General features: G+C 56.5%; 19 protein-coding genes. 15 read left to right on the forward strand and 4 right to left on the reverse strand.

The window, feature by feature from the left end:
• Both LCH65_RS16510 and LCH65_RS16515 read left to right on the forward strand, forming a co-directional pair.
• Nucleotides 1-1,035 (forward strand): phenylacetaldoxime dehydratase family protein, encoded by a 1,035-nt coding sequence (locus LCH65_RS16510; RefSeq protein ID WP_226439628.1) that lies wholly within the window; start codon nt 1-3, stop codon nt 1,033-1,035.
• Nucleotides 1,036-1,062: 27 nt separating this feature from the next.
• A complete protein-coding gene (locus LCH65_RS16515; protein WP_226439629.1) occupies nt 1,063-1,950 on the forward strand; it encodes a transporter in 888 nt (295 codons plus the stop codon).
• Between the two features lie 54 nt (nt 1,951-2,004).
• On the opposite strand, the gene gyrB is transcribed toward LCH65_RS16515, so the two are convergent.
• Genes gyrB through dnaA form a run of 4 tightly spaced genes read right to left on the reverse strand, consistent with a single transcriptional unit; the run spans nt 2,005 to nt 8,230 of the window.
• The gene (gene gyrB / locus LCH65_RS16520; protein WP_003432737.1) at nt 2,005-4,422 is read right to left on the reverse strand and encodes a DNA topoisomerase (ATP-hydrolyzing) subunit B; all 2,418 of its coding nucleotides are present in this window, start codon (nt 4,420-4,422) and stop codon (nt 2,005-2,007) included.
• 4 nt (nt 4,423-4,426) lie between these two features.
• The gene (recF, locus tag LCH65_RS16525; protein WP_003340176.1) at nt 4,427-5,530 is read right to left on the reverse strand and encodes a DNA replication/repair protein RecF; all 1,104 of its coding nucleotides are present in this window, start codon (nt 5,528-5,530) and stop codon (nt 4,427-4,429) included.
• 22 nt (nt 5,531-5,552) lie between these two features.
• Nucleotides 5,553-6,656, reverse strand: a complete 1,104-nt coding sequence (gene dnaN / locus LCH65_RS16530) for a DNA polymerase III subunit beta (RefSeq protein WP_003367826.1) — start codon at nt 6,654-6,656, stop codon at nt 5,553-5,555.
• Nucleotides 6,657-6,694: 38 nt separating this feature from the next.
• Nucleotides 6,695-8,230, reverse strand: coding sequence for a chromosomal replication initiator protein DnaA (gene dnaA / locus LCH65_RS16535; protein WP_054082286.1), 1,536 nt, complete (start codon nt 8,228-8,230; stop codon nt 6,695-6,697).
• A gap of 584 nt (nt 8,231-8,814) precedes the next feature.
• On the opposite strand from dnaA, the gene rpmH reads away from it, so the two are divergent.
• The 13 genes from rpmH to LCH65_RS16600 all read left to right on the forward strand — a co-directional run bounded on the left by rpmH (nt 8,815) and on the right by LCH65_RS16600 (nt 19,919).
• A complete protein-coding gene (rpmH, locus tag LCH65_RS16540; protein ID WP_002551315.1) occupies nt 8,815-8,949 on the forward strand; it encodes a 50S ribosomal protein L34 in 135 nt (44 codons plus the stop codon).
• Nucleotides 8,950-8,965: 16 nt separating this feature from the next.
• Complete coding sequence (rnpA, locus tag LCH65_RS16545; RefSeq protein WP_002551314.1) at nt 8,966-9,367, forward strand: ribonuclease P protein component; 402 nt, start codon at nt 8,966-8,968, stop codon at nt 9,365-9,367.
• The gene (yidD, locus tag LCH65_RS16550) at nt 9,360-9,605 is read left to right on the forward strand and encodes a membrane protein insertion efficiency factor YidD (protein ID WP_003367836.1); all 246 of its coding nucleotides are present in this window, start codon (nt 9,360-9,362) and stop codon (nt 9,603-9,605) included. The genes rnpA and yidD overlap by 8 nt, the downstream gene beginning before the upstream one ends.
• Before the next feature lie 2 nt (nt 9,606-9,607).
• A complete protein-coding gene (yidC, locus tag LCH65_RS16555; protein WP_003432739.1) occupies nt 9,608-11,299 on the forward strand; it encodes a membrane protein insertase YidC in 1,692 nt (563 codons plus the stop codon).
• Between the two features lie 78 nt (nt 11,300-11,377).
• Nucleotides 11,378-12,748 carry a tRNA uridine-5-carboxymethylaminomethyl(34) synthesis GTPase MnmE gene (mnmE, locus tag LCH65_RS16560; RefSeq protein ID WP_003367840.1) on the forward strand — a complete coding sequence of 457 codons (1,371 nt, stop codon included), beginning with the start codon at nt 11,378-11,380 and terminating at the stop codon, nt 12,746-12,748.
• A gap of 581 nt (nt 12,749-13,329) precedes the next feature.
• Complete coding sequence (gene mnmG / locus LCH65_RS16565) at nt 13,330-15,222, forward strand: tRNA uridine-5-carboxymethylaminomethyl(34) synthesis enzyme MnmG (protein ID WP_003367842.1); 1,893 nt, start codon at nt 13,330-13,332, stop codon at nt 15,220-15,222.
• Entirely contained in the window at nt 15,219-15,863 is a 645-nt protein-coding gene (rsmG, locus tag LCH65_RS16570) for a 16S rRNA (guanine(527)-N(7))-methyltransferase RsmG (RefSeq protein ID WP_003367844.1), read from the forward strand. The genes mnmG and rsmG overlap by 4 nt, the downstream gene beginning before the upstream one ends.
• Before the next feature lie 18 nt (nt 15,864-15,881).
• Nucleotides 15,882-16,673 carry a ParA family protein gene (locus tag LCH65_RS16575; RefSeq protein WP_002555991.1) on the forward strand — a complete coding sequence of 264 codons (792 nt, stop codon included), beginning with the start codon at nt 15,882-15,884 and terminating at the stop codon, nt 16,671-16,673.
• A 9-nt stretch (nt 16,674-16,682) separates the two neighbouring features.
• Nucleotides 16,683-17,555, forward strand: a complete 873-nt coding sequence (locus LCH65_RS16580; RefSeq protein WP_003315951.1) for a ParB/RepB/Spo0J family partition protein — start codon at nt 16,683-16,685, stop codon at nt 17,553-17,555.
• 146 nt (nt 17,556-17,701) lie between these two features.
• The gene (locus tag LCH65_RS16585) at nt 17,702-18,109 is read left to right on the forward strand and encodes a F0F1 ATP synthase subunit I (protein WP_002555989.1); all 408 of its coding nucleotides are present in this window, start codon (nt 17,702-17,704) and stop codon (nt 18,107-18,109) included.
• Between the two features lie 16 nt (nt 18,110-18,125).
• A complete protein-coding gene (gene atpB / locus LCH65_RS16590) occupies nt 18,126-18,995 on the forward strand; it encodes a F0F1 ATP synthase subunit A (RefSeq protein WP_003315954.1) in 870 nt (289 codons plus the stop codon).
• A 138-nt stretch (nt 18,996-19,133) separates the two neighbouring features.
• Nucleotides 19,134-19,391, forward strand: a complete 258-nt coding sequence (gene atpE, locus LCH65_RS16595; RefSeq protein ID WP_002555987.1) for a F0F1 ATP synthase subunit C — start codon at nt 19,134-19,136, stop codon at nt 19,389-19,391.
• Between the two features lie 57 nt (nt 19,392-19,448).
• Nucleotides 19,449-19,919 carry a F0F1 ATP synthase subunit B gene (locus LCH65_RS16600; protein WP_002555986.1) on the forward strand — a complete coding sequence of 157 codons (471 nt, stop codon included), beginning with the start codon at nt 19,449-19,451 and terminating at the stop codon, nt 19,917-19,919.
• Nucleotides 19,920-19,928: the final 9 nt, after the last annotated feature.

The raw sequence follows: 19,928 nt of genomic DNA on the forward strand, positions 1-19,928 counted from the left end.
ATGCACTCAGCCATTCCTGAACAGCTGCGCAAGCCACGTAAGCTGAACAGCAATCTGCCCGAGGGCTATCAACCACCTTTTCCTGCATGGTCCGCGCGTTTCGATCCGCTGGCAGGGCAGGTGGTGATGGCTTATTTCGGCGTCCAGTCCTTGCATCCGGTAGGTCTGCCAGAACTGGCAGCGATAACCACTCGGTTCGATAGCGACTCAGGACCGCGGTATTGGGACAGCGCACGTTGCGTGGACGCCGATGGTTTCCATACCTGCATAGCCATCGCTTACTGGCACGACGTGGACGCTTTCAATCAGTGGCGCAACAGCTCGGGTTTCGCGCTCTGGTGGCAAGACCCGGCTCGTGAAACCGGGCCACTGGGATGGTTCCTCGAGGTCGTCTGCCCGAGTGCCGAGCGTTTTGAAACATTGTTTTCCGCGCCGGATGTACCTGAAGGCGTTACGCATCTGGCCAGTCACATGAGTGAACCTATTCAGGAACACGCGTACTGGGGCAGTTCCCGCGATCGTATCCCTCTGGCCCAGACCGATGCACTGACAGGCAGCAGCAATCCTTCCAGTGCGAACGCGCTGTGCGTCGGCAGGGTGCGTATGTCGGGGCGCGATAACCTGTGCCTGATTCGATCCGGACAGGACTGGAGCAGCACCACCGGACAGGAACGCGATATGTATCTGAACGACATACAACCCGTGCTACAGCGCGGCATGACGTTTCTGCGCGACGAAGGCGCCACTGTCGGCTGCCTGAGCTGTCGCTTCATGCAAGCGCTGGACAGCGACACCGGCGAACCCTTGGAGAAGAGTTTTGGCCTCGCCTGGTTCGATGACCTGAGTAACCTGGAGCGCTGGGCAAAGACTCATCCCACTCATGTGGCGATCTTCGGCGGCTTCATGCAGTACGTACAGACCCTTAACTTTCAGGTCCAGTTGCGCCTCTACCACGAGATCGCAGTGATCCCCAGTGAGGCCCAGTATTTCGAATACCTCAACTGCCATCCCGGCAGTGGCTTGCTCAGCCGCTGATACGCATCATCCTTGAGGAAGCAGATCATGCAACGACTCACCCTGATTACCCGTTCAGCGCTGGCCATCTCTACCTTGCCGTGTTGGTCGACCACCACCCATGCGCTGGAAATCACCGCAGGCGATTATGAGCCGCTACCTGCCGGCATCAACGCTTTGCTGGTTTATGCACAGCATGCCGAAAGCTCGGACTTCTACAGCAACGGTCACAAGGTCTCGGACGATTTTCGGCTCAAGACCGATGTCAGCCTGCTTCGCTATATCCACTCGTTTGCGCTGGGCAACAACGCGGTGATAGAGCCACAGTTCATCCTGCCTTATGGACATCTGAAGGCTGGTGGTGAGGCAAGCGCACTTGGCCAGACTACCGGCACTGGTGATCTGATTCTAGGCGCACCGGTAAAGTGGACCTTGGCCACCGACAATAAGGATGTCTTTTCCGTGGCGCCTTACCTTTATTTGCCTACCGGCAGTTACGAAAACGACGACGCACTCAATCTGGGTGAAAGCCGCTGGCGGCTCTTGTTGCAAGCTGCCTATATCCACCATTTCAATGCAAGATGGGCGCTGGACACCGCTGCGGATGTGTCATGGTTCAGCCATAACGATGATTACGGTCCAGGCAGTAATACACTGGAACAGAAGGCCCGTTACGAATACCAGGCTTACCTGAGCTACAACCTTTCGCCGCAAACCCGGTTTGCCGTGGGTGGGGGTTATATCGATGGCGGTGAAAACCGGGTGGGTGGCGTCAGCCAGGATGATCGGCTGAGCACTGCCTATCTGCGTTTGAGTGCTACTCATATGCTGACCCCGACGATTCAGGTCCAGGCCGTACTCGGCAAGGATCTGGAAGTGGAAGAGGGGTTCCGGGAGAAGGCACGTTTGAATCTGCGATTGGCGAAACTGTTTTAGAGCACAAACAAAAACCCCGGCTTTCGCCGGGGTTGATGTTTGCTCATACGCTCATCAGAAGTCCAGGTTGGATACTGCCAGCGCATTACTCTCGATGAAGTCACGACGTGGCTCGACCGCATCACCCATGAGGGTATTGAAGATCTGGTCAGCGCCAATGGCGTCTTCGATGGTTACTTTCAGCATGCGACGCACACTCGGGTCCATGGTGGTTTCCCACAGTTGGTCCGGGTTCATCTCACCCAGACCTTTGTAGCGCTGGATGGTGTGGCGCTTGGTGCTTTCGGCCATCAGCCAGGCAAGGGCTTCCTTGAACTCGGTGACGGGCTTCTTGCGCTCGCCACGTTGCACGTAGGCACCTTCTTCCAGAAGCGTGCTGATCTGCGCGCCCAGAGCGGTAACGGTCTTGTAGTCGTTGCTGCCGAAGAAGTCGCGGTTGAAGGTGACGTAGTTCGACAGGCCGTGGGAGATCAGTTCGACCTCTGGCAGCCAGACGTTACGTTCACGGTCTTCACGCAGGCTGGCCTTGTAGACCAAACCTGACTTCTCACCGGTACGCAGACGCGCGTCGAACAGTGCCAGCCAGGCCTGCATGCCCTCGTGATCAGACAGCTGCTCGAGCGTGATCGGCGGCAGGTAGACGAAGTGCTCGGTCAGTTCCTGTGGGTACAGACGCGACAGGCGCTTGAGCGTCTTCATGACCATGCGGAAGTCATTGACCAGCTTCTCCAGCGCGGTACCGGAGATACCCGGAGCCGATTCGCTAAGGTGAAGGCTGGCGTCTTCAAGGGCCGATTGGGTCATGTATTCTTCCATGGCCTCGTCGTCCTTGATGTACTGCTCCTGCTTGCCTTTCTTGACCTTGTACAGTGGCGGCTGAGCGATGTAGATGTAGCCACGCTCGATCAGCTCGGGCAACTGACGGAAGAAGAAGGTCAGCAGCAAGGTACGGATGTGCGAGCCGTCGACGTCAGCATCGGTCATGATGATGATGTTGTGATAACGCAACTTGTCGATGTTGTACTCTTCACGGCCAATACCGCAGCCCAGCGCAGTGATCAAGGTGCCCACTTCCTGCGAAGAGATCATCTTGTCGAAACGCGCTTTTTCAACGTTCAGGATCTTGCCCTTGAGCGGCAGGATGGCCTGGGTTCTACGATTACGCCCCTGCTTGGCTGATCCGCCAGCAGAGTCCCCTTCCACCAGGTACAGTTCGGAGAGGGCAGGGTCTTTTTCCTGGCAGTCCGCCAGTTTGCCGGGCAGACCAGCGATATCCAGCGCCCCTTTACGACGAGTCATCTCACGCGCCTTGCGCGCAGCTTCGCGGGCACGGGCTGCGTCGATCATCTTGCCGACAACTGCTTTGGCTTCGTTCGGGTTTTCCAACAGGAAGTCGGAGAAGTACTTGCCCATTTCCTGTTCGACAGCCGTTTTGACTTCAGACGAAACCAGCTTGTCCTTGGTCTGCGAGCTGAACTTCGGATCAGGCACCTTGACCGAAATGATCGCAGTCAGACCTTCACGCGCATCGTCGCCAGTAGTCGCGACCTTGTGCTTCTTGGCCAGACCTTCCTGCTCGATGTAGTTGTTCAGGTTACGCGTCAGCGCAGAACGGAAACCCACCAGGTGAGTACCGCCATCACGCTGCGGAATGTTGTTGGTGAAACACAGCAGGTTCTCGTTGAAGCTGTCGTTCCACTGCAGCGCAATCTCGACACCAATGCCGTCGTCGCGTTGAATATTGAAGTGGAACACCTGATTGACCGGCGTCTTGTTGGTGTTCAGGTATTCAACGAATGCACGCAGACCACCTTCATATTTGAACAGCTCTTCCTTACCGCTACGTTCGTCCTTGAGGACAATGCCGACACCGGAGTTAAGGAAGGACAGTTCGCGAATACGCTTGGCCAGGATGTCCCAACTGAAGTGGATATTCTTGAACGTTTCAGCGGAAGGCTTGAAGTGGATCTGGGTGCCCGTGGTGTCACTTTCACCGACGATTTTCATCGGTTCCTGTGGAACACCATGCACGTAAGTCTGCTCCCAGATCTTGCCGCTGCGACGAACCGTCAGCAACAGAATTTCTGAAAGGGCGTTAACAACAGATACACCTACACCGTGCAAACCGCCGGATACCTTGTAGGAGTTGTCATCGAACTTACCGCCAGCGTGGAGCACGGTCATGATGACCTCGGCTGCCGACACGCCTTCTTCTTTATGCACGTCTACCGGAATACCGCGGCCGTTGTCGCGCACGGTGATAGATTCGTCTGGATGGATGATGATGCTGATGTCGTCGCAATGGCCTGCCAATGCTTCGTCGATCGAGTTATCAACCACCTCGAACACCATGTGGTGCAGACCGCTGCCATCGTCTGTATCACCGATGTACATTCCGGGACGCTTGCGTACGGCATCAAGTCCTTTCAGCACCTTAATGCTGGACGAGTCGTACGTTTGGTTTTCGCTCATGCAATCACTCCCGATGGTCGTGGGTCTGGGTGATACGGCCTTGTTCCACGTGGAACAAAGCGACTGGCGTTTCCGTCTGCCAGCCTTCCCTCAAAAATTCTTGATCTACACAGGTGATAAACACCTGGCAGCGTAATTCTTCCAGCAAGCGGCAAAGTGCGCGTCGATGGTTGTCATCCAGTTCGGAGGGCAAATCATCTACCAGGTAAATACACTGGCCTCGACGGACCTGGCTGACCAGATGTCCCTGAGCAATACGCAGTGCACAGACCACCAGCTTTTGCTGACCGCGAGACAGAATATCTGCCGCATTATGCGCGCCTAATCTAAGGCGCAGGTCAGCTCGCTGTGGCCCGGCCTGGGTGTGGCCCATTTGCTGGTCGCGGTGGAGGGAAGAGGCAAGCACTGTACTTAGCTCTTTTTCCTTGTCCCATCCCCGGTAGTAGCTCAGGGTCAAACCTTCAAGCTCGACAAGTTCGCTCAAAGTCTGTTCAAAGACTGGCTTTAATGCCTTGATATACGCCCGGCGGAACTCGTCGATCTCGTCACTCGCCGAGCACAGCTCACGGTCCCATGCCGCCTGTGAAGCGGCGTCAAGTGTACCATGCCGAAGCCACGAGTTTCGCTGCTTGAGGGCCTTCTGCAGGCGCTGCCACGTGGCCATAAAGCGAGGTTCCACGTGGAACACTCCCCAATCCAAAAATTGCCTGCGTATCTTCGGCGCGCCTTCCAGCAGTCTAAAGCTGTCAGGGTTGATGAGCTGCAGCGGCAGAATTTCCGCAAGCTGGGCGGCGCTTCTGGCGTTCTGCCCGTCGATACGAATCTGGAACTCACCTTGGCGATCGCGTGAAACACCCAGATTGCTGTGTCCACCTTGTGCCAGATCGACCTGACCGAAGACCGTACATGAAGGCTGCTCGTACTGGATGACGGGCAGCAAGCGACTGCTGCGAAACGAGCGGGCGATACCCAGCAGATGGATAGCTTCCAGCACGCTGGTTTTGCCACTGCCGTTAGCGCCGTAGAGGATATTGATACGCGGGGAGGGGGAGAGGGTCACCGGGTGCAGATTGCGCACCCCGGTGACCGAGACGCGACTAAGAGACATCTAGGTTGCGCTGGACATGAAGTTACAGACGCATCGGCATGACGACGTAGGCGGAATCGTCGTTATCGGACTCTTGCACCAAGGCGCTGCTGTTGGAGTCGGACAGAATCAAACGCACCTGTTCGGTCGTCATGACGCCCAGCACGTCAAGCAGGTAGCTCACGTTGAAACCGATCTCCAGCGAGTCACCGTTGTACTCGACGCTGATTTCTTCTTCCGCTTCTTCCTGCTCGGGGTTGTTGGCCTGAATCTTCAATTGACCACTGGCCAGTTGCAGACGGATGCCACGGTACTTCTCGTTGGACAGAATCGCCGTCCGGCTGAACGCCTCACGCAGTGCCTGACGATCACCGAGCACCAGCTTGTCACCACCTTTAGGCAGCACTCGCTCGTAGTCAGGGAACTTGCCATCCACCAGTTTGGAAGTGAAGGTGAATTCGCCAGTGGTCGCACGGATGTGATGCTGACCCAGAACGATGCTGACCATACCGTCCTGCTCGGTCAGCAGGCGCGCCATTTCGAGAATACCTTTACGTGGAACGATGACCTGATGACGATCAGCATGTTCGATATCGGCAGACATAGAGCACATCGCCAGACGATGGCCATCGGTAGCCACGGCGCGCAAAATGCCCGCACTCACTTCCAGCAACATACCATTGAGGTAGTAACGAACGTCCTGCTGGGCCATTGCAAAGCTGGTGCGCTCGATCAAGCGGCGCAGTTTGCTCTGCACCAGGTTGAACGTCAGCGAACCCGGGCCTTCTTCGACGGTCGGGAAGTCATTGGCGGGCAAGGTAGAAAGGGTGAACCGGCTACGCCCCGCCTTGACGATCAGCTTCGAGTCGTCGAGCTTGATATCGATCAGCGCGTCGTTGGACAGGCTTTTGCAAATGTCCATGAGCTTGCGCGCAGGAACCGTGATCTCTCCAGGTTCGGCGGGCTCTTCCAGCTGGACGCGGCCAACCAGTTCGACTTCCAGATCCGTACCGGTCAGCGACAGTTGCTGACCTTCTACGACCAGGAGCACATTGGAAAGAACCGGCAAGGTCTGGCGGCGTTCGACGACGCCGGCGACCAATTGCAGGGGTTTCAACAGGGCTTCGCGTTGAATGGTGAAATGCATGGTCTAGTCCCTTGCCTTGATGAGCTGCACTGGCGTTATCACGTAGTCAGAGTGCGCAGCAGGTTCTTGTAGTCCTCGCGGATATCCGCATCGGATTCCTTGAGCTCGTTGATCTTTCGGCACGCGTGCAAGACGGTCGTGTGGTCACGGCCACCAAACACGTCACCGATTTCCGGAAGACTGTGGTTGGTGAGTTCCTTGGAGAGCGCCATCGCGACCTGGCGAGGCCGGGCGACGGAGCGGGAACGACGCTTGGACAGCAGATCGGAGATCTTGATCTTGTAGTACTCGGCGACGGTGCGCTGAATGTTATCCACACTGACCAGCTTGTCCTGTAACGCCAGCAAGTCCTTCAGCGACTCGCGAATCAGCTCGATGGTGATGTCGCGGCCCATGAAGTGCGAGTGAGCGATGACGCGCTTGAGCGCACCTTCCAGCTCTCTGACGTTGGAGCGAATGCGCTGGGCAATGAAGAACGCTGCGTCATGAGGCAGATCGACCTTGGCCTGATCTGCTTTTTTCATGAGGATCGCGACGCGGGTTTCCAGCTCCGGAGGCTCGACGGCAACCGTCAGGCCCCAGCCGAAACGCGACTTGAGTCGTTCTTCAAGGCCTTCGATTTCCTTGGGATAGCGGTCGCTGGTCAGAATGACCTGCTGTCCGCCTTCCAGCAGCGCGTTGAACGTGTGGAAAAACTCTTCCTGCGAGCGTTCCTTGCGGGCGAAAAACTGGATGTCATCGATCAGCAGTGCATCGACTGAACGGTAGAAACGCTTGAACTCGTTGATTGCATTGAGCTGCAAGGCCTTGACCATATCTGCGACGAAGCGCTCCGAATGCAGGTACACGACCTTGGCATTCGGATTCTTCTTCAGCAGGTGGTTACCTACTGCGTGCATCAAGTGAGTTTTACCGAGACCGACACCGCCATAAAGGAACAGCGGGTTGTAGCCATGCTTGGGGTTGTCGGCAACCTGCCAGGCCGCAGCGCGTGCCAGCTGGTTGGACTTACCCTCGACGAAATTCTCGAACGTGAACGTACGGTTCAGGTAACTGGTGTGCTTGAGCGCGCCTTCTACCTGAACGGTACGCTGTTCTGCGCGAGCGGGCGCCTGTTGCGAGCTGGCACCTGCCATCGGATCAAAGCTGTCACGCGACGGTTCGTCGTGTGCTGCAACGTTCTGAACAGGTGCCGGCGTCGCCACGGCAGCAACCGGAGCAGCCGTGGCAGGAGCCGGTGCCGAGACGCTGCTGACCGAATTGGCAGACAGTGCCTGGGACGCTGCGGCGGCCAATGGCGCATTCGGAGCGGCACGGGGTGCGGAGCTGCGCTTGCTTCCTATTAATAAGGAAAGAGCAGGGGCCATCCCTTGACCGTGTTCGCCGAGAAGCTCAAGCAAACGACCGAGGTATTTTTCGTTGACCCAATCGAGAACAAAACGATTTGGTGCGTACACACGCAACTCGTCGCCTTCGGCTTCGACCTGTAGCGGACGGATCCAAGTGTTGAATTGCTGGGCAGGCAGCTCATCGCGCAAAAGCTCCACGCACTGCTGCCAAAGTTCCACTGACACGGATATCCCCTGAGTTGAAAGCCGGTGAGGCAAAAACAGCCGCCATTGTAACGACCCAGAGGCGACTTATCCACATGTAGGTTGCTCACAGAGAGCTATAAATCAACGATTTATGCATGAAGCAGACGACAAACGGTCAACACATAAGCTCTGTGGATAACCCATCTTCAGCCCATTGCATAAGTCAGGCGTAAACTCTGTGCATAACTCGCCTGTGGATAAAAAGGCGTTCCATGCACAGCTTTTCCGAAGGTCCGGCACAGGCAGGGCACCGCTTCTCGACAACCTTTCTGACCTCTGTACACATTGAATAACAAGGGCTGTAAGATGTTATCCACAGAAAGGCGCTGCGTAAGAGTTATAAGCTTTATAAAGAAGCTTTAAATACTCTCTTCTTTTTATTTCTATAACCGGAGCGGGTTAGCGTAGCGGTGAACGAAAGGAAGAGGGCGCCCAGCTATAAAAAGATGCCTATGAAGAAAAGCTGGTTGGAAATTGACCTGCGAGCCTGCTTTCTCTAGAATCCCCGGTCTCTTAAAACGGGGGCCATTCCGGCCCGTAGTGGACGAACCAGGTAACACGCCATGAAACGTACTTTCCAACCCAGCACTATCAAGCGCGCCCGCACCCACGGTTTCCGTGCACGCATGGCCACCAAAAACGGCCGCGCAGTTCTTTCGCGTCGTCGTGCCAAAGGCCGTAAGCGTCTGGCAGTTTGATAAATCGGCACAGGAGGTGAGTCGAGACTTCAGTCGGGAAAAGCGTTTGCTCACTCCCCGGCATTTCAAGGCAGTCTTTGACTCCCCTACCGGCAAGGTTCCGGGGAAAAATCTCCTGCTCCTTGCGCGCAACAACGACCTCGATCATCCCCGCCTGGGGCTTGTGATAGGTAAAAAGAGCGTGAAGCTCTCCGTCGAGCGCAATCGTTTGAAACGCCTGATGCGCGAATCATTTCGCCAACACCAAGACAGTTTGGTCGGTTGGGATATCGTTATCGTCGCGCGCAAAGGCTTGGGTGACGTAGAAAACCCTGAACTGATTCAGCATTTCGGCAAGCTCTGGAAACGTCTGGCGCGTAGCCGACCCATTCCGGAAGAAAAATCCGAACCTGCAGGGGTAGACAGTCCAGATGCGTAAACTGGCACTCGTTCCGATCCAGTTCTATCGCTATGCCATTAGCCCGCTGATGGCCAGTCACTGTCGTTTCTACCCCAGTTGCTCCTGCTACGCGTATGAAGCCATCGAAAATCATGGCCTTTTGCGCGGTGGCTGGCTGTCAATTCGTCGTCTTGGTCGCTGTCACCCGTGGAATCCCGGTGGTTATGACCCGGTTCCAGCTATCCCCACCTCCCGTTCTTCTTCGATGGCCGAGTAATCATGGATATTAAACGCACGATCCTGATCGTCGCCCTGGCAATCGTGACCTACGTCGGGGTTCTGAAATGGAACCAAGACTATGGCCAGGCTGCCATGCCGACCCAGAATGTTGCAGCCAGCAGCACCGCACCGGGTATTCCGGACACGGCCGCTGGTACTAATGGTTCTGCAAGTGCCGATGTTCCAAGCGCAAGCGCTACTGCCAATACGGCTGCAGCACCTCTTGAAACTCCGGCCGTAGCCAGCAAAGACCTTATCCACGTCAAGACCGATGTGCTCGATCTGGCGATCGATCCGGTGGGTGGCGACGTCGTTCAGCTTCGTTTGCCTCTGTACCCGCGTCGTCAGGATCGTCCTGACGTTCCGTTCCAGTTGTTCGACAACGGCGGCGAGCGTACTTTTCTGGCACAAAGCGGCCTGACCGGGACCAATGGTCCGGATGCACGCGCTGCCGGTCGTCCGGTTTACACCTCCACACAAAAGACTTATCAACTGGCTGATGGCCAGGACGCGATGGTCGTGGATCTGAAATTCTCGGAAAACGGCGTCAATTACATCAAGCGCTTCACCTTCAAGCGCGGTCTGTACGATCTGGTCATGACTTACGTTGTGGATAACCAGAGCGCACAACCCTGGTCCGGTAATCTGTTCGCGCAATTGAAGCGCGATGCGAGCTCCGATCCTTCTTCGACGACTGCTACTGGCACCGCTACCTACCTGGGCGCTGCCCTGTGGACTGCGGCCGAGCCGTACAAGAAAGTGTCGATGAAAGATATCGACAAGGGCCAGGTCAAGGAAACTGTCCAGGGCGGTTGGGTTGCATGGCTGCAGCACTACTTCGTGACTGCGTGGATTCCCGATCACAATGCCACCAACGCTGTTCAGACCCGCAAAGATAGCCAGGGCAACTACATCATCGGCTTCACCAGCCCGACTCTCTCGGTTGCACCCGGTGCACAAGGTGAAACCAGCGCTACCCTGTATGCAGGTCCGAAAAGCCAGGCGGTACTCAAAGAGTTATCCCCAGGTCTGGAGCTGACCGTCGATTATGGTTTCCTGTGGTTCATTGCCCAGCCTATCTTTTGGCTGCTGCAACATATCCACGCCATCCTCGGCAACTGGGGCTGGTCGATCATTGTCCTGACCATGCTGATCAAAGGCCTTTTCTTCCCGCTTTCCGCAGCCAGCTACAAGTCGATGGCACGCATGCGCGCCGTGGCTCCGAAGCTTGCATTGCTGAAAGAGCAGCATGGCGATGATCGTCAGAAGATGTCCCAGGCAATGATGGAGCTGTACAAGAAAGAGAAGATCAACCCGCTGGGTGGATGCTTGCCGATTCTTGTACAAATGCCGGTTTTCCTTTCGCTGTACTGGGTACTCCTGGAAAGCGTGGAAATGCGTCAGGCACCGTGGATCCTGTGGATAACCGACCTGTCGATCAAGGACCCGTTCTTCATCCTGCCGATCATCATGGGCGCGACCATGTTCATCCAGCAGCGTTTGAACCCGACTCCACCGGACCCGATGCAGGCCAAGGTCATGAAAATGATGCCGATCATTTTCACGTTCTTCTTCCTGTGGTTCCCTGCCGGTCTGGTTCTGTACTGGGTTGTGAACAACACCCTGTCGATCGCTCAGCAGGCTTACATCACTCGCAAGATCGAAGCGGCTACCAAGAAAGCAGCTGTCTGATCTAACCTGTGAATAAGTTCTACAAGACGCCCCCTCGTGGGGCGTTTTGCTATCCGTCATTTGTCCGGGAGCCGGAGCATGAACGTTCCTCGTGAAACCATTGCCGCCATCGCCACAGCCCAGGGGCGGGGCGGTGTTGGTATTGTCAGGGTGTCAGGTCCTCTGGCGGGCAGGGCCGCCGAAGCCATTATCGGTCGGACCCTCAAGCCACGATTTGCCCATTACGGACCTTTTGTCGATGATGCCGGACAGGTACTCGATGAAGGGATCGCGCTGTATTTTCCGGGACCCAACTCGTTCACCGGCGAGGACGTGCTGGAACTTCAGGGCCACGGCGGTCCCATCGTTCTGGACATGCTGCTGCAGCGCTGCCTGCAACTGGGCAGCAGACTGGCTCGTCCGGGCGAGTTCAGTGAGCGCGCCTTTCTCAATGACAAGCTGGATCTTGCCCAGGCAGAAGCCATTGCCGACCTGATTGAGGCGAGTTCTGCACAGGCAGCGCGCAATGCACTGCGCTCTTTGCAGGGTGCTTTTTCGCGGCGTGTGGATAACTTGACCGAGAAATTGATCAGCCTGCGCATCTATGTGGAAGCTGCAATCGACTTCCCCGAAGAGGAAATCGACTTCCTTGCCGATGGCCACGTTCTGAACATGCTCGATGACGTACGTGCCGAGTTATCCACAGTGTTGCGTGAAGCCGGGCAGGGTGCCCTGTTACGCGACGGCATGACCGTAGTGATTGCCGGACGCCCCAATGCGGGCAAATCCAGTCTGCTGAATGCTTTGGCGGGCAGGGAGGCGGCAATTGTCACCGAGATCGCCGGCACAACCCGCGATGTACTGCGTGAACATATCCACATAGACGGAATGCCCTTGCACGTCGTCGACACTGCAGGGCTGCGGGATACTCAAGACCAGGTGGAAATGATCGGCGTGCAGCGCGCACTCAAGGCCATCGGCGAAGCTGACCGGATTCTGCTGGTGGTGGATGCGACCGCTCCGGAGGCAGCAGACCCGTTCGCACTGTGGCCGGAATTCCTCGAGCAGCGCCCGGACCCGTCGAAAGTCACGCTGATCCGCAACAAGGCAGATCTGAGTGGAGACCCCGTCGATCTGCAAACCAGCGTAGATGGCCACGTCACCATCAGCCTGAGCGCCAGGTCTGGTGGCGAAGGGCTTGAACTGCTGCGCGAGCATCTCAAGGCCTGCATGGGCTATGAACAAACCTCGGAAAGCAGCTTCAGCGCGCGTCGACGCCACCTTGAAGCGCTGCGCCATGCCAGTGACTCTCTGGAACACGGCAGAGCTCAACTCACCCTGGCGGGGGCCGGAGAGCTGCTGGCCGAAGACCTGCGTCAGGCACAGCAAGCGCTTGGCGAGATCACCGGCGCATTCAGTTCCGACGACCTGCTTGGCAGAATCTTCTCCAGCTTCTGCATAGGCAAGTAAACCTTCTGGCATGGCATGGCCCGGCCTGGGTCATGCCTTCAAGTACCACGAGACGCCTCTTTCAGCTGGAGTGTTATCCACATATTCGGCTTTTTCCTCCTTTAACTTTGCTTCGACACCTGAATCTGACCAACAGAAATGCCTGAGGGAAGGATTTTCTGTGCCTGATTTTTGATGAAGAGCCGGTTTTTTGTGGATTAAGCCCTGTGAATAACTGCCCTTTAGCTCGGTGGGTAAGCAGGGTGCAAACCTGAAGATAAATGCCCCTGTGGACAAGTGGCTATCTTATCAACAGGCTCAGGACGGTTATCCAAACCCCTCATCCCCACATGAACACAGACTTTTGAATCTCTGTACACATTGAAAATAAAGGCTCGTAGAGATCTATCCACAGAAAGGTAGCTCAGTAAGAATAAACATAAAAACAAGGCTTTATAAACTTTCTTTCCTTTTTATTTTCTTTATCCGCGACTTTTCCACAGCTGGTTAAATTTTGTCCAACGGGTTTCATTCATGTGGGGTAAGTCCCTATACTTGTCAGCTATCCCAATTTCTCATCGACAACAGGCACGAGGTGCGTGGTGGATTTCCCTTCCCGTTTTGAAGTGATCGTCATCGGTGGCGGTCATGCCGGTACCGAGGCCGCACTGGCGTCGGCACGCATGGGTGTCAAAACCCTGTTGCTGACCCACAACGTGGAAACACTCGGCCAGATGAGTTGCAACCCGGCCATCGGTGGTATTGGTAAAAGCCATCTGGTCAAGGAAATCGACGCCTTGGGCGGCGCCATGGCCATGGCTACTGACAAGGGCGGTATCCAGTTCCGCGTGCTGAACAGCCGCAAGGGGCCGGCCGTACGTGCCACCCGTGCGCAGGCAGATCGCGTGCTGTACAAGGCAGCCATTCGTGAAACTCTGGAAAATCAGCCGAATCTGTGGATATTTCAGCAAGCCTGCGATGACCTGATCGTTGAACAGGATCAAGTGCGCGGCGTCGTGACCCAGATGGGTATGCGCATATTTGCCGATTCAGTGGTGTTGACCACAGGTACGTTCCTTGGCGGACTTATCCACATCGGTATGCAAAATTATTCGGGCGGTCGGGCAGGTGATCCTCCTTCGATCGCATTGGCGCAAAGACTGCGTGAACTGCCGCTGCGCGTCGGCCGCCTGAAAACCGGGACCCCGCCACGGATTGACGGACGTTCTGTGGATTTTTCGGTGATGACCGAGCAACCAGGTGACACACCGATTCCGGTCATGTCGTTCCTGGGCAACAAGGAACAGCATCCGCCGCAGGTCAGTTGCTGGATTACGCACACCAACGCGCGGACTCACGAAATCATTGCGTCCAACCTCGATCGCTCGCCGATGTATTCGGGCGTGATCGAAGGTATTGGTCCGCGTTACTGCCCGTCGATCGAAGACAAGATCCACCGGTTTGCCGACAAGGAAAGCCATCAGGTCTTCATCGAGCCGGAAGGATTGACCACGCACGAGCTGTACCCGAACGGTATCTCCACGTCGTTGCCATTCGATGTGCAACTGCAGATCGTCCGGTCGATTCGCGGCATGGAGAATGCACACATCGTTCGTCCTGGTTACGCCATCGAATATGACTATTTCGACCCGCGTGATCTGAAATACAGCCTGGAAACCAAGGTCATCGGCGGTCTGTTCTTCGCAGGCCAGATCAACGGCACGACCGGTTATGAAGAGGCCGGTGCCCAGGGTTTGCTGGCCGGGACCAATGCCGCGCTGCGCGCACAGGGTCGAGACAGCTGGTGCCCGCGTCGCGATGAAGCGTACATCGGCGTTCTGGTCGACGACCTGATCACGCTCGGTACGCAAGAGCCTTACCGGATGTTCACCTCCAGGGCCGAATACCGTTTGATCCTGCGCGAAGACAACGCTGATTTGCGACTCACCGAAAAAGGCCGCGAACTGGGCCTGGTCGACGACGCCCGCTGGGCCGCGTTCTGCACCAAGCGTGAAAGCATCGAGCTGGAAGAGCAGCGTTTGAAAAGTACCTGGGTACGTCCCGGTACCGAGCAGGGCGATGCGATTGCTGCACACTTCGGCACGCCACTGACCCACGAATACAATTTGCTCAACCTGCTGACCCGTCCGGAAATCGATTACGCCAGCCTGATTTCAATCACTGGCCAGGGCTGCATCGATCCCCAGGTCGCCGAGCAGGTAGAGATCAAGACAAAATACGCCGGTTACATTGATCGCCAGCAGGACGAAATTGCCCGTCTGCGCGCCAGTGAAGACACCCGTCTGCCGGAAGACATCGATTACGCCGCGATCTCCGGCCTGTCGAAAGAAATCCAAAGCAAGCTGGGGATAACTCGTCCCGAAACACTTGGACAGGCATCGCGTATCCCCGGCGTCACGCCTGCAGCGATATCGCTGTTGATGATCCATTTGAAAAAACGCGGCGCGGGCCGTCAGTTGGAGCAAAGCGCTTGAGTTCTATGGTCACCCCGCAACACGCCCAAGAGTTATCCACCGGTGCCCGGGAATTGGGGATTGACCTCAGCCCGGCACAGCACGAGCAATTGCTGGCGTATCTGGCGTTGTTGATCAAGTGGAACAAGGCCTACAACCTGACTGCGGTACGCAACCCGGACGAAATGGTATCGAGGCATCTGCTCGACAGTCTCAGTGTGGTGCCCTTCATCGAAGGTACGCGCTGGATCGACGTTGGCAGCGGCGGTGGGATGCCCGGCATTCCCATGGCCATCCTGTTTCCGGAGCGCAAAGTGGCGCTGCTGGACAGCAATGGCAAGAAAACCCGGTTTCAGACCCAGGTCAAACTTGAGCTGAAACTGGATAATCTTGAAGTTATCCACAGCCGTGCAGAAAGTTATCAGCCCGAAGTGCCTTTCGACGGGATCATCTCCCGTGCATTCAGCAGCCTGGAAGACTTCACCGGCTGGACGCGTCACATGGGTGACGTCAATACACGCTGGCTGGCAATGAAAGGGCTGCATCCTGACGATGAGCTGGTAGCATTGCCCTCGGATTTTCACCTCGATAGCGCACACGCCTTGACCGTTCCGGGTTGCCAAGGCCAACGCCATCTGCTGATACTGCGCCGCACGGCATGACTGGGAACACAAGCAAGAATGGCTAAGGTATTCGCGATAGCGAACCAGAAAGGTGGGGTCGGCAAGACCACCACATGCATCAACCTCGCCGCATCGCTGGTCGCGACCAAGCGCCGTGTGCTGCTGATCGATCTCGATCCCCAGGGCAACGCGACCATGGGCAGCGGTGTGGATAAACACAACCTGGAAAACTCCGTCTACGACCTGTTGATCGGCGAATGCGATCTGGGCGAGGCCATGCAGTTTTCCGAGCACGGTGGTTATCAACTGCTTCCGGCCAACCGTGATCTGACGGCGGGCGAAGTGGTTCTGCTGGAAATGCAGATGAAAGAGAGTCGTCTGCGCAATGCGCTGGCGCCCATCCGCGAGAATTACGATTACATTCTCATCGACTGCCCACCTTCGCTGTCGATGCTGACCCTGAACGCGCTGGTTGCCGCAGACGGCGTAATTATCCCCATGCAGTGCGAGTACTTTGCACTCGAAGGTCTCAGCGACCTTGTGGATAACATCAAGCGTATTGCTGAACTGCTCAACCCGCAGCTGAAAATCGAAGGCCTGCTGCGCACCATGTATGATCCGCGGCTGAGCCTGATCAACGACGTTTCGGCGCAGCTCAAGGAACACTTCGGCGAGCAGCTGTACGACACCGTGATCCCGAGAAACATCCGTCTGGCCGAGGCACCGAGTTTCGGCATGCCCGTGCTGGCGTACGACAAGTCGTCTCGCGGTGCGCTGGCCTATCTGGCCCTGGCAAGTGAACTGGTTCGTCGTCAACGTCGCGGCGCAAAAACCGCTCAGCCAACCTAAGGAATTCCCATGGCCGTCAAGAAACGAGGTCTCGGACGTGGGTTGGACGCGCTTCTGAGCAGTCCAACCGTCAGTTCGCTGGAAGAACAGGCCGTCAAGGCCCCGCCAAGTGAGTTGCAGCATGTGCCGCTGGACCTGATCCAGCGCGGCAAGTACCAGCCGCGCCGTGACATGGACCCGCAGGCACTCGAAGAGCTCGCGCAGTCGATCAAGTCGCAGGGCGTGATGCAGCCGATCGTGGTGCGTCCTATCGGTGACAACCGCTTCGAGATCATTGCGGGCGAGCGTCGCTGGCGTGCCAGCCAGCAGGCAGGTGTCGAGACGATCCCGGCGATGGTCCGCGATGTACCGGACGAAACCGCGATTGCGATGGCGCTGATCGAGAACATCCAGCGTGAGGACCTCAACCCGATCGAAGAGGCCATGGCGCTGCAGCGCTTGCAGCAGGAGTTTCAACTGACCCAGCAGCAGGTGGCCGATGCCGTCGGCAAGTCGCGAGTCAGTGTCGCCAACCTGTTACGCCTGATTGCCTTGCCGGAGGCCATCAAGACGATGCTGTCTCATGGTGACCTGGAAATGGGCCATGCGCGTGCCTTGCTCGGCTTGGGTGAAGATCGGCAGGTCGAAGGTGCGCGACACGTTGTCGCACGCGGGCTTACCGTGCGCCAGACCGAAGCACTGGTCAGGCAGTGGCTGAGCGGCAAGGCAGAGGCTGCCGAGCCGGTGAAGACCGACCCGGACATCAGCCGCCTGGAACAGCGTCTGGCCGAGCGTCTGGGCTCTGCGGTGCAGATTCGTCATGGTCAGAAGGGCAAAGGGCAATTGGTCATCCGTTACAACTCGCTGGACGAGCTTCAGGGAGTGCTCGCTCACATCCGCTGAAACAATTGCTCTGTAGCGTATAGTCGGAAATCACTACCCGACTGTTGAATAGGGGCTTAACCGCCCCTATACTCTGCGCGCATTTTGTCGGCACAAATTATGCCAAGTTATTGATTATGGCGACCGACATCAAAGGAGCAGTTGCGATGGAATCCCGCATGCCAGACCGCTTGCCGTTCTATCGCCTGGCGGTTTTCCCGCTTTTGCTGGCTCAATTGATCGTGCTGCTCATGGCCGCATTGGTGCTGTGGCAGTGGCAAGGAGTCGTTGCAGGATATTCGGGACTCTGCGGAGGCCTGATAGCCTGGCTACCCAATTTATACTTTGCTCACAAGGCATTCCGGTTTTCCGGGGCCAGAGCAGCGCAAGCCATCGTTCGGTCGTTCTACGCCGGCGAGGCAGGCAAACTGATTTTCACGGCAGTGCTTTTTGCATTGACGTTCGCAGGTGTGAAGCCTTTGGCGCCGCTGGCTGTATTCGGCGTGTTCATGTTGATCCAGGTGGTCAACTGGTTCGCTCCCCTGCTTACGAGAACAAGACTTTCGAGACCTTAGGGCGTTTGAGGCAACCATGGCAGAGCAAACAGCTTCGGGCTATATCCAGCACCACTTGCAGAACCTTACATTCGGGCACCTGCCCAATGGCGAATGGGGCTTTGCCCACACCGCAGCGGAAGCCAAGGAAATGGGTTTCTGGGCCTTCCACGTCGATACCCTCGGCTGGTCGGTTGCGTTGGGTCTGATTTTCGTTCTGATCTTCCGCATGGCGGCCAAGAAGGCAACTTCCGGCCAGCCTGGCGCACTGCAGAACTTCGTCGAAGTGCTGGTCGAGTTCGTCGACGGTAGTGTGAAAGACAGCTTCCACGGCCGCAGCGCGGTCATCGCGCCACTGGCGTTGACCATTTTCGTCTGGGTATTCCTGATGAACGCGGTCGACCTGGTACCGGTGGACTGGATTCCACAGCTGGCGATGATGATCTCGGGTGACTCGCACATTCCGTTCCGTGCCGTTTCGACCACTGACCCGAACGCCACGCTGGGCATGGCCCTGTCCGTGTTCGCACTGATCATTTTCTACAGCATCAAGGTCAAGGGCATCGGCGGTTTCATCGGCGAACTGACCCTTCACCCGTTTGGCAGCAAGAACCTGTTCGTTCAGGCGCTGTTGATCCCGGTCAACTTCCTGCTGGAATTCGTGACGCTGATCGCCAAGCCGATTTCCCTGGCTTTGCGTCTGTTCGGCAACATGTATGCTGGCGAGCTGGTCTTCATTCTGATCGCCGTGATGTTCGGCAGCGGTCTGTTGTGGCTCAGCGGTCTGGGTGTAGTGCTGCAGTGGGCGTGGGCTGTGTTCCACATCCTGATCATCACCCTGCAAGCGTTCATCTTCATGATGCTGACCATCGTCTACCTGTCGATGGCTCACGAAGATAACCATTGAGATTCGTCTCAGGACGCGTCTGATGACCGTCTCGCCACTGGCGAGGCGGTGCCCGCAAGGGCTGATGTAGAAACGATTTTGTTTTACCGCTTCAATTAAAAAAACCTAACCAATACGACGTAAAAGTCGGGAGGAAAGATGGAAACTGTAGTTGGTCTAACCGCTATCGCTGTTGCACTGTTGATCGGCCTGGGCGCACTGGGTACTGCAATCGGTTTCGGCCTGTTGGGCGGCAAGTTCCTGGAAGGCGCAGCGCGTCAGCCGGAAATGGTTCCAATGCTGCAAGTTAAAATGTTCATCGTTGCGGGCCTGCTCGACGCCGTGACCATGATCGGTGTTGGTATCGCTCTGTTCTTCACCTTTGCGAACCCCTTCGTTGGTCAACTCGCTGGCTGATCACTCGAATTTTCGAGTTGATTGGTGTGATGGACAACGAACGAGCGAGGTGTTGGCGTGAACATTAATGCAACCCTGATTGGCCAGTCCGTTGCGTTCTTCATTTTTGTGATTTTCTGCATGAAGTTCGTGTGGCCTCCGGTCATCGCGGCTTTGCACGAACGTCAGAAGAAGATCGCGGATGGACTGGACGCTGCTTCCCGAGCAGCTCGCGACCTGGAGCTGGCCCAAGAAAAAGCGGGTCAACAACTGCGCGAAGCTAAAGCTCAAGCAGCCGAGATCATTGAGCAAGCCAAGAAACGCGGTACCCAGATTGTCGACGAAGCCCGTGAAACGGCACGCGTTGAAGCTGACCGTGTGAAGGCTCAGGCTCAGGCCGAGATCGAGCAGGAACTGAACGGTGTCAAAGATGCCTTGCGCGCCCAGTTGGGTAGCCTGGCAGTCAATGGCGCAGAGAAGATTCTGGGTGCCACAATCGATCAAAACGCGCACGCGGAGCTGGTTAACAAACTGGCTGCTGAAATTTAAGCGAGGGCG

Source organism: Pseudomonas sp. MWU16-30316, assembly GCF_020515645.1.
GTDB classification, from domain to species: Bacteria; Pseudomonadota; Gammaproteobacteria; order Pseudomonadales; family Pseudomonadaceae; genus Aquipseudomonas; species Aquipseudomonas cerasi.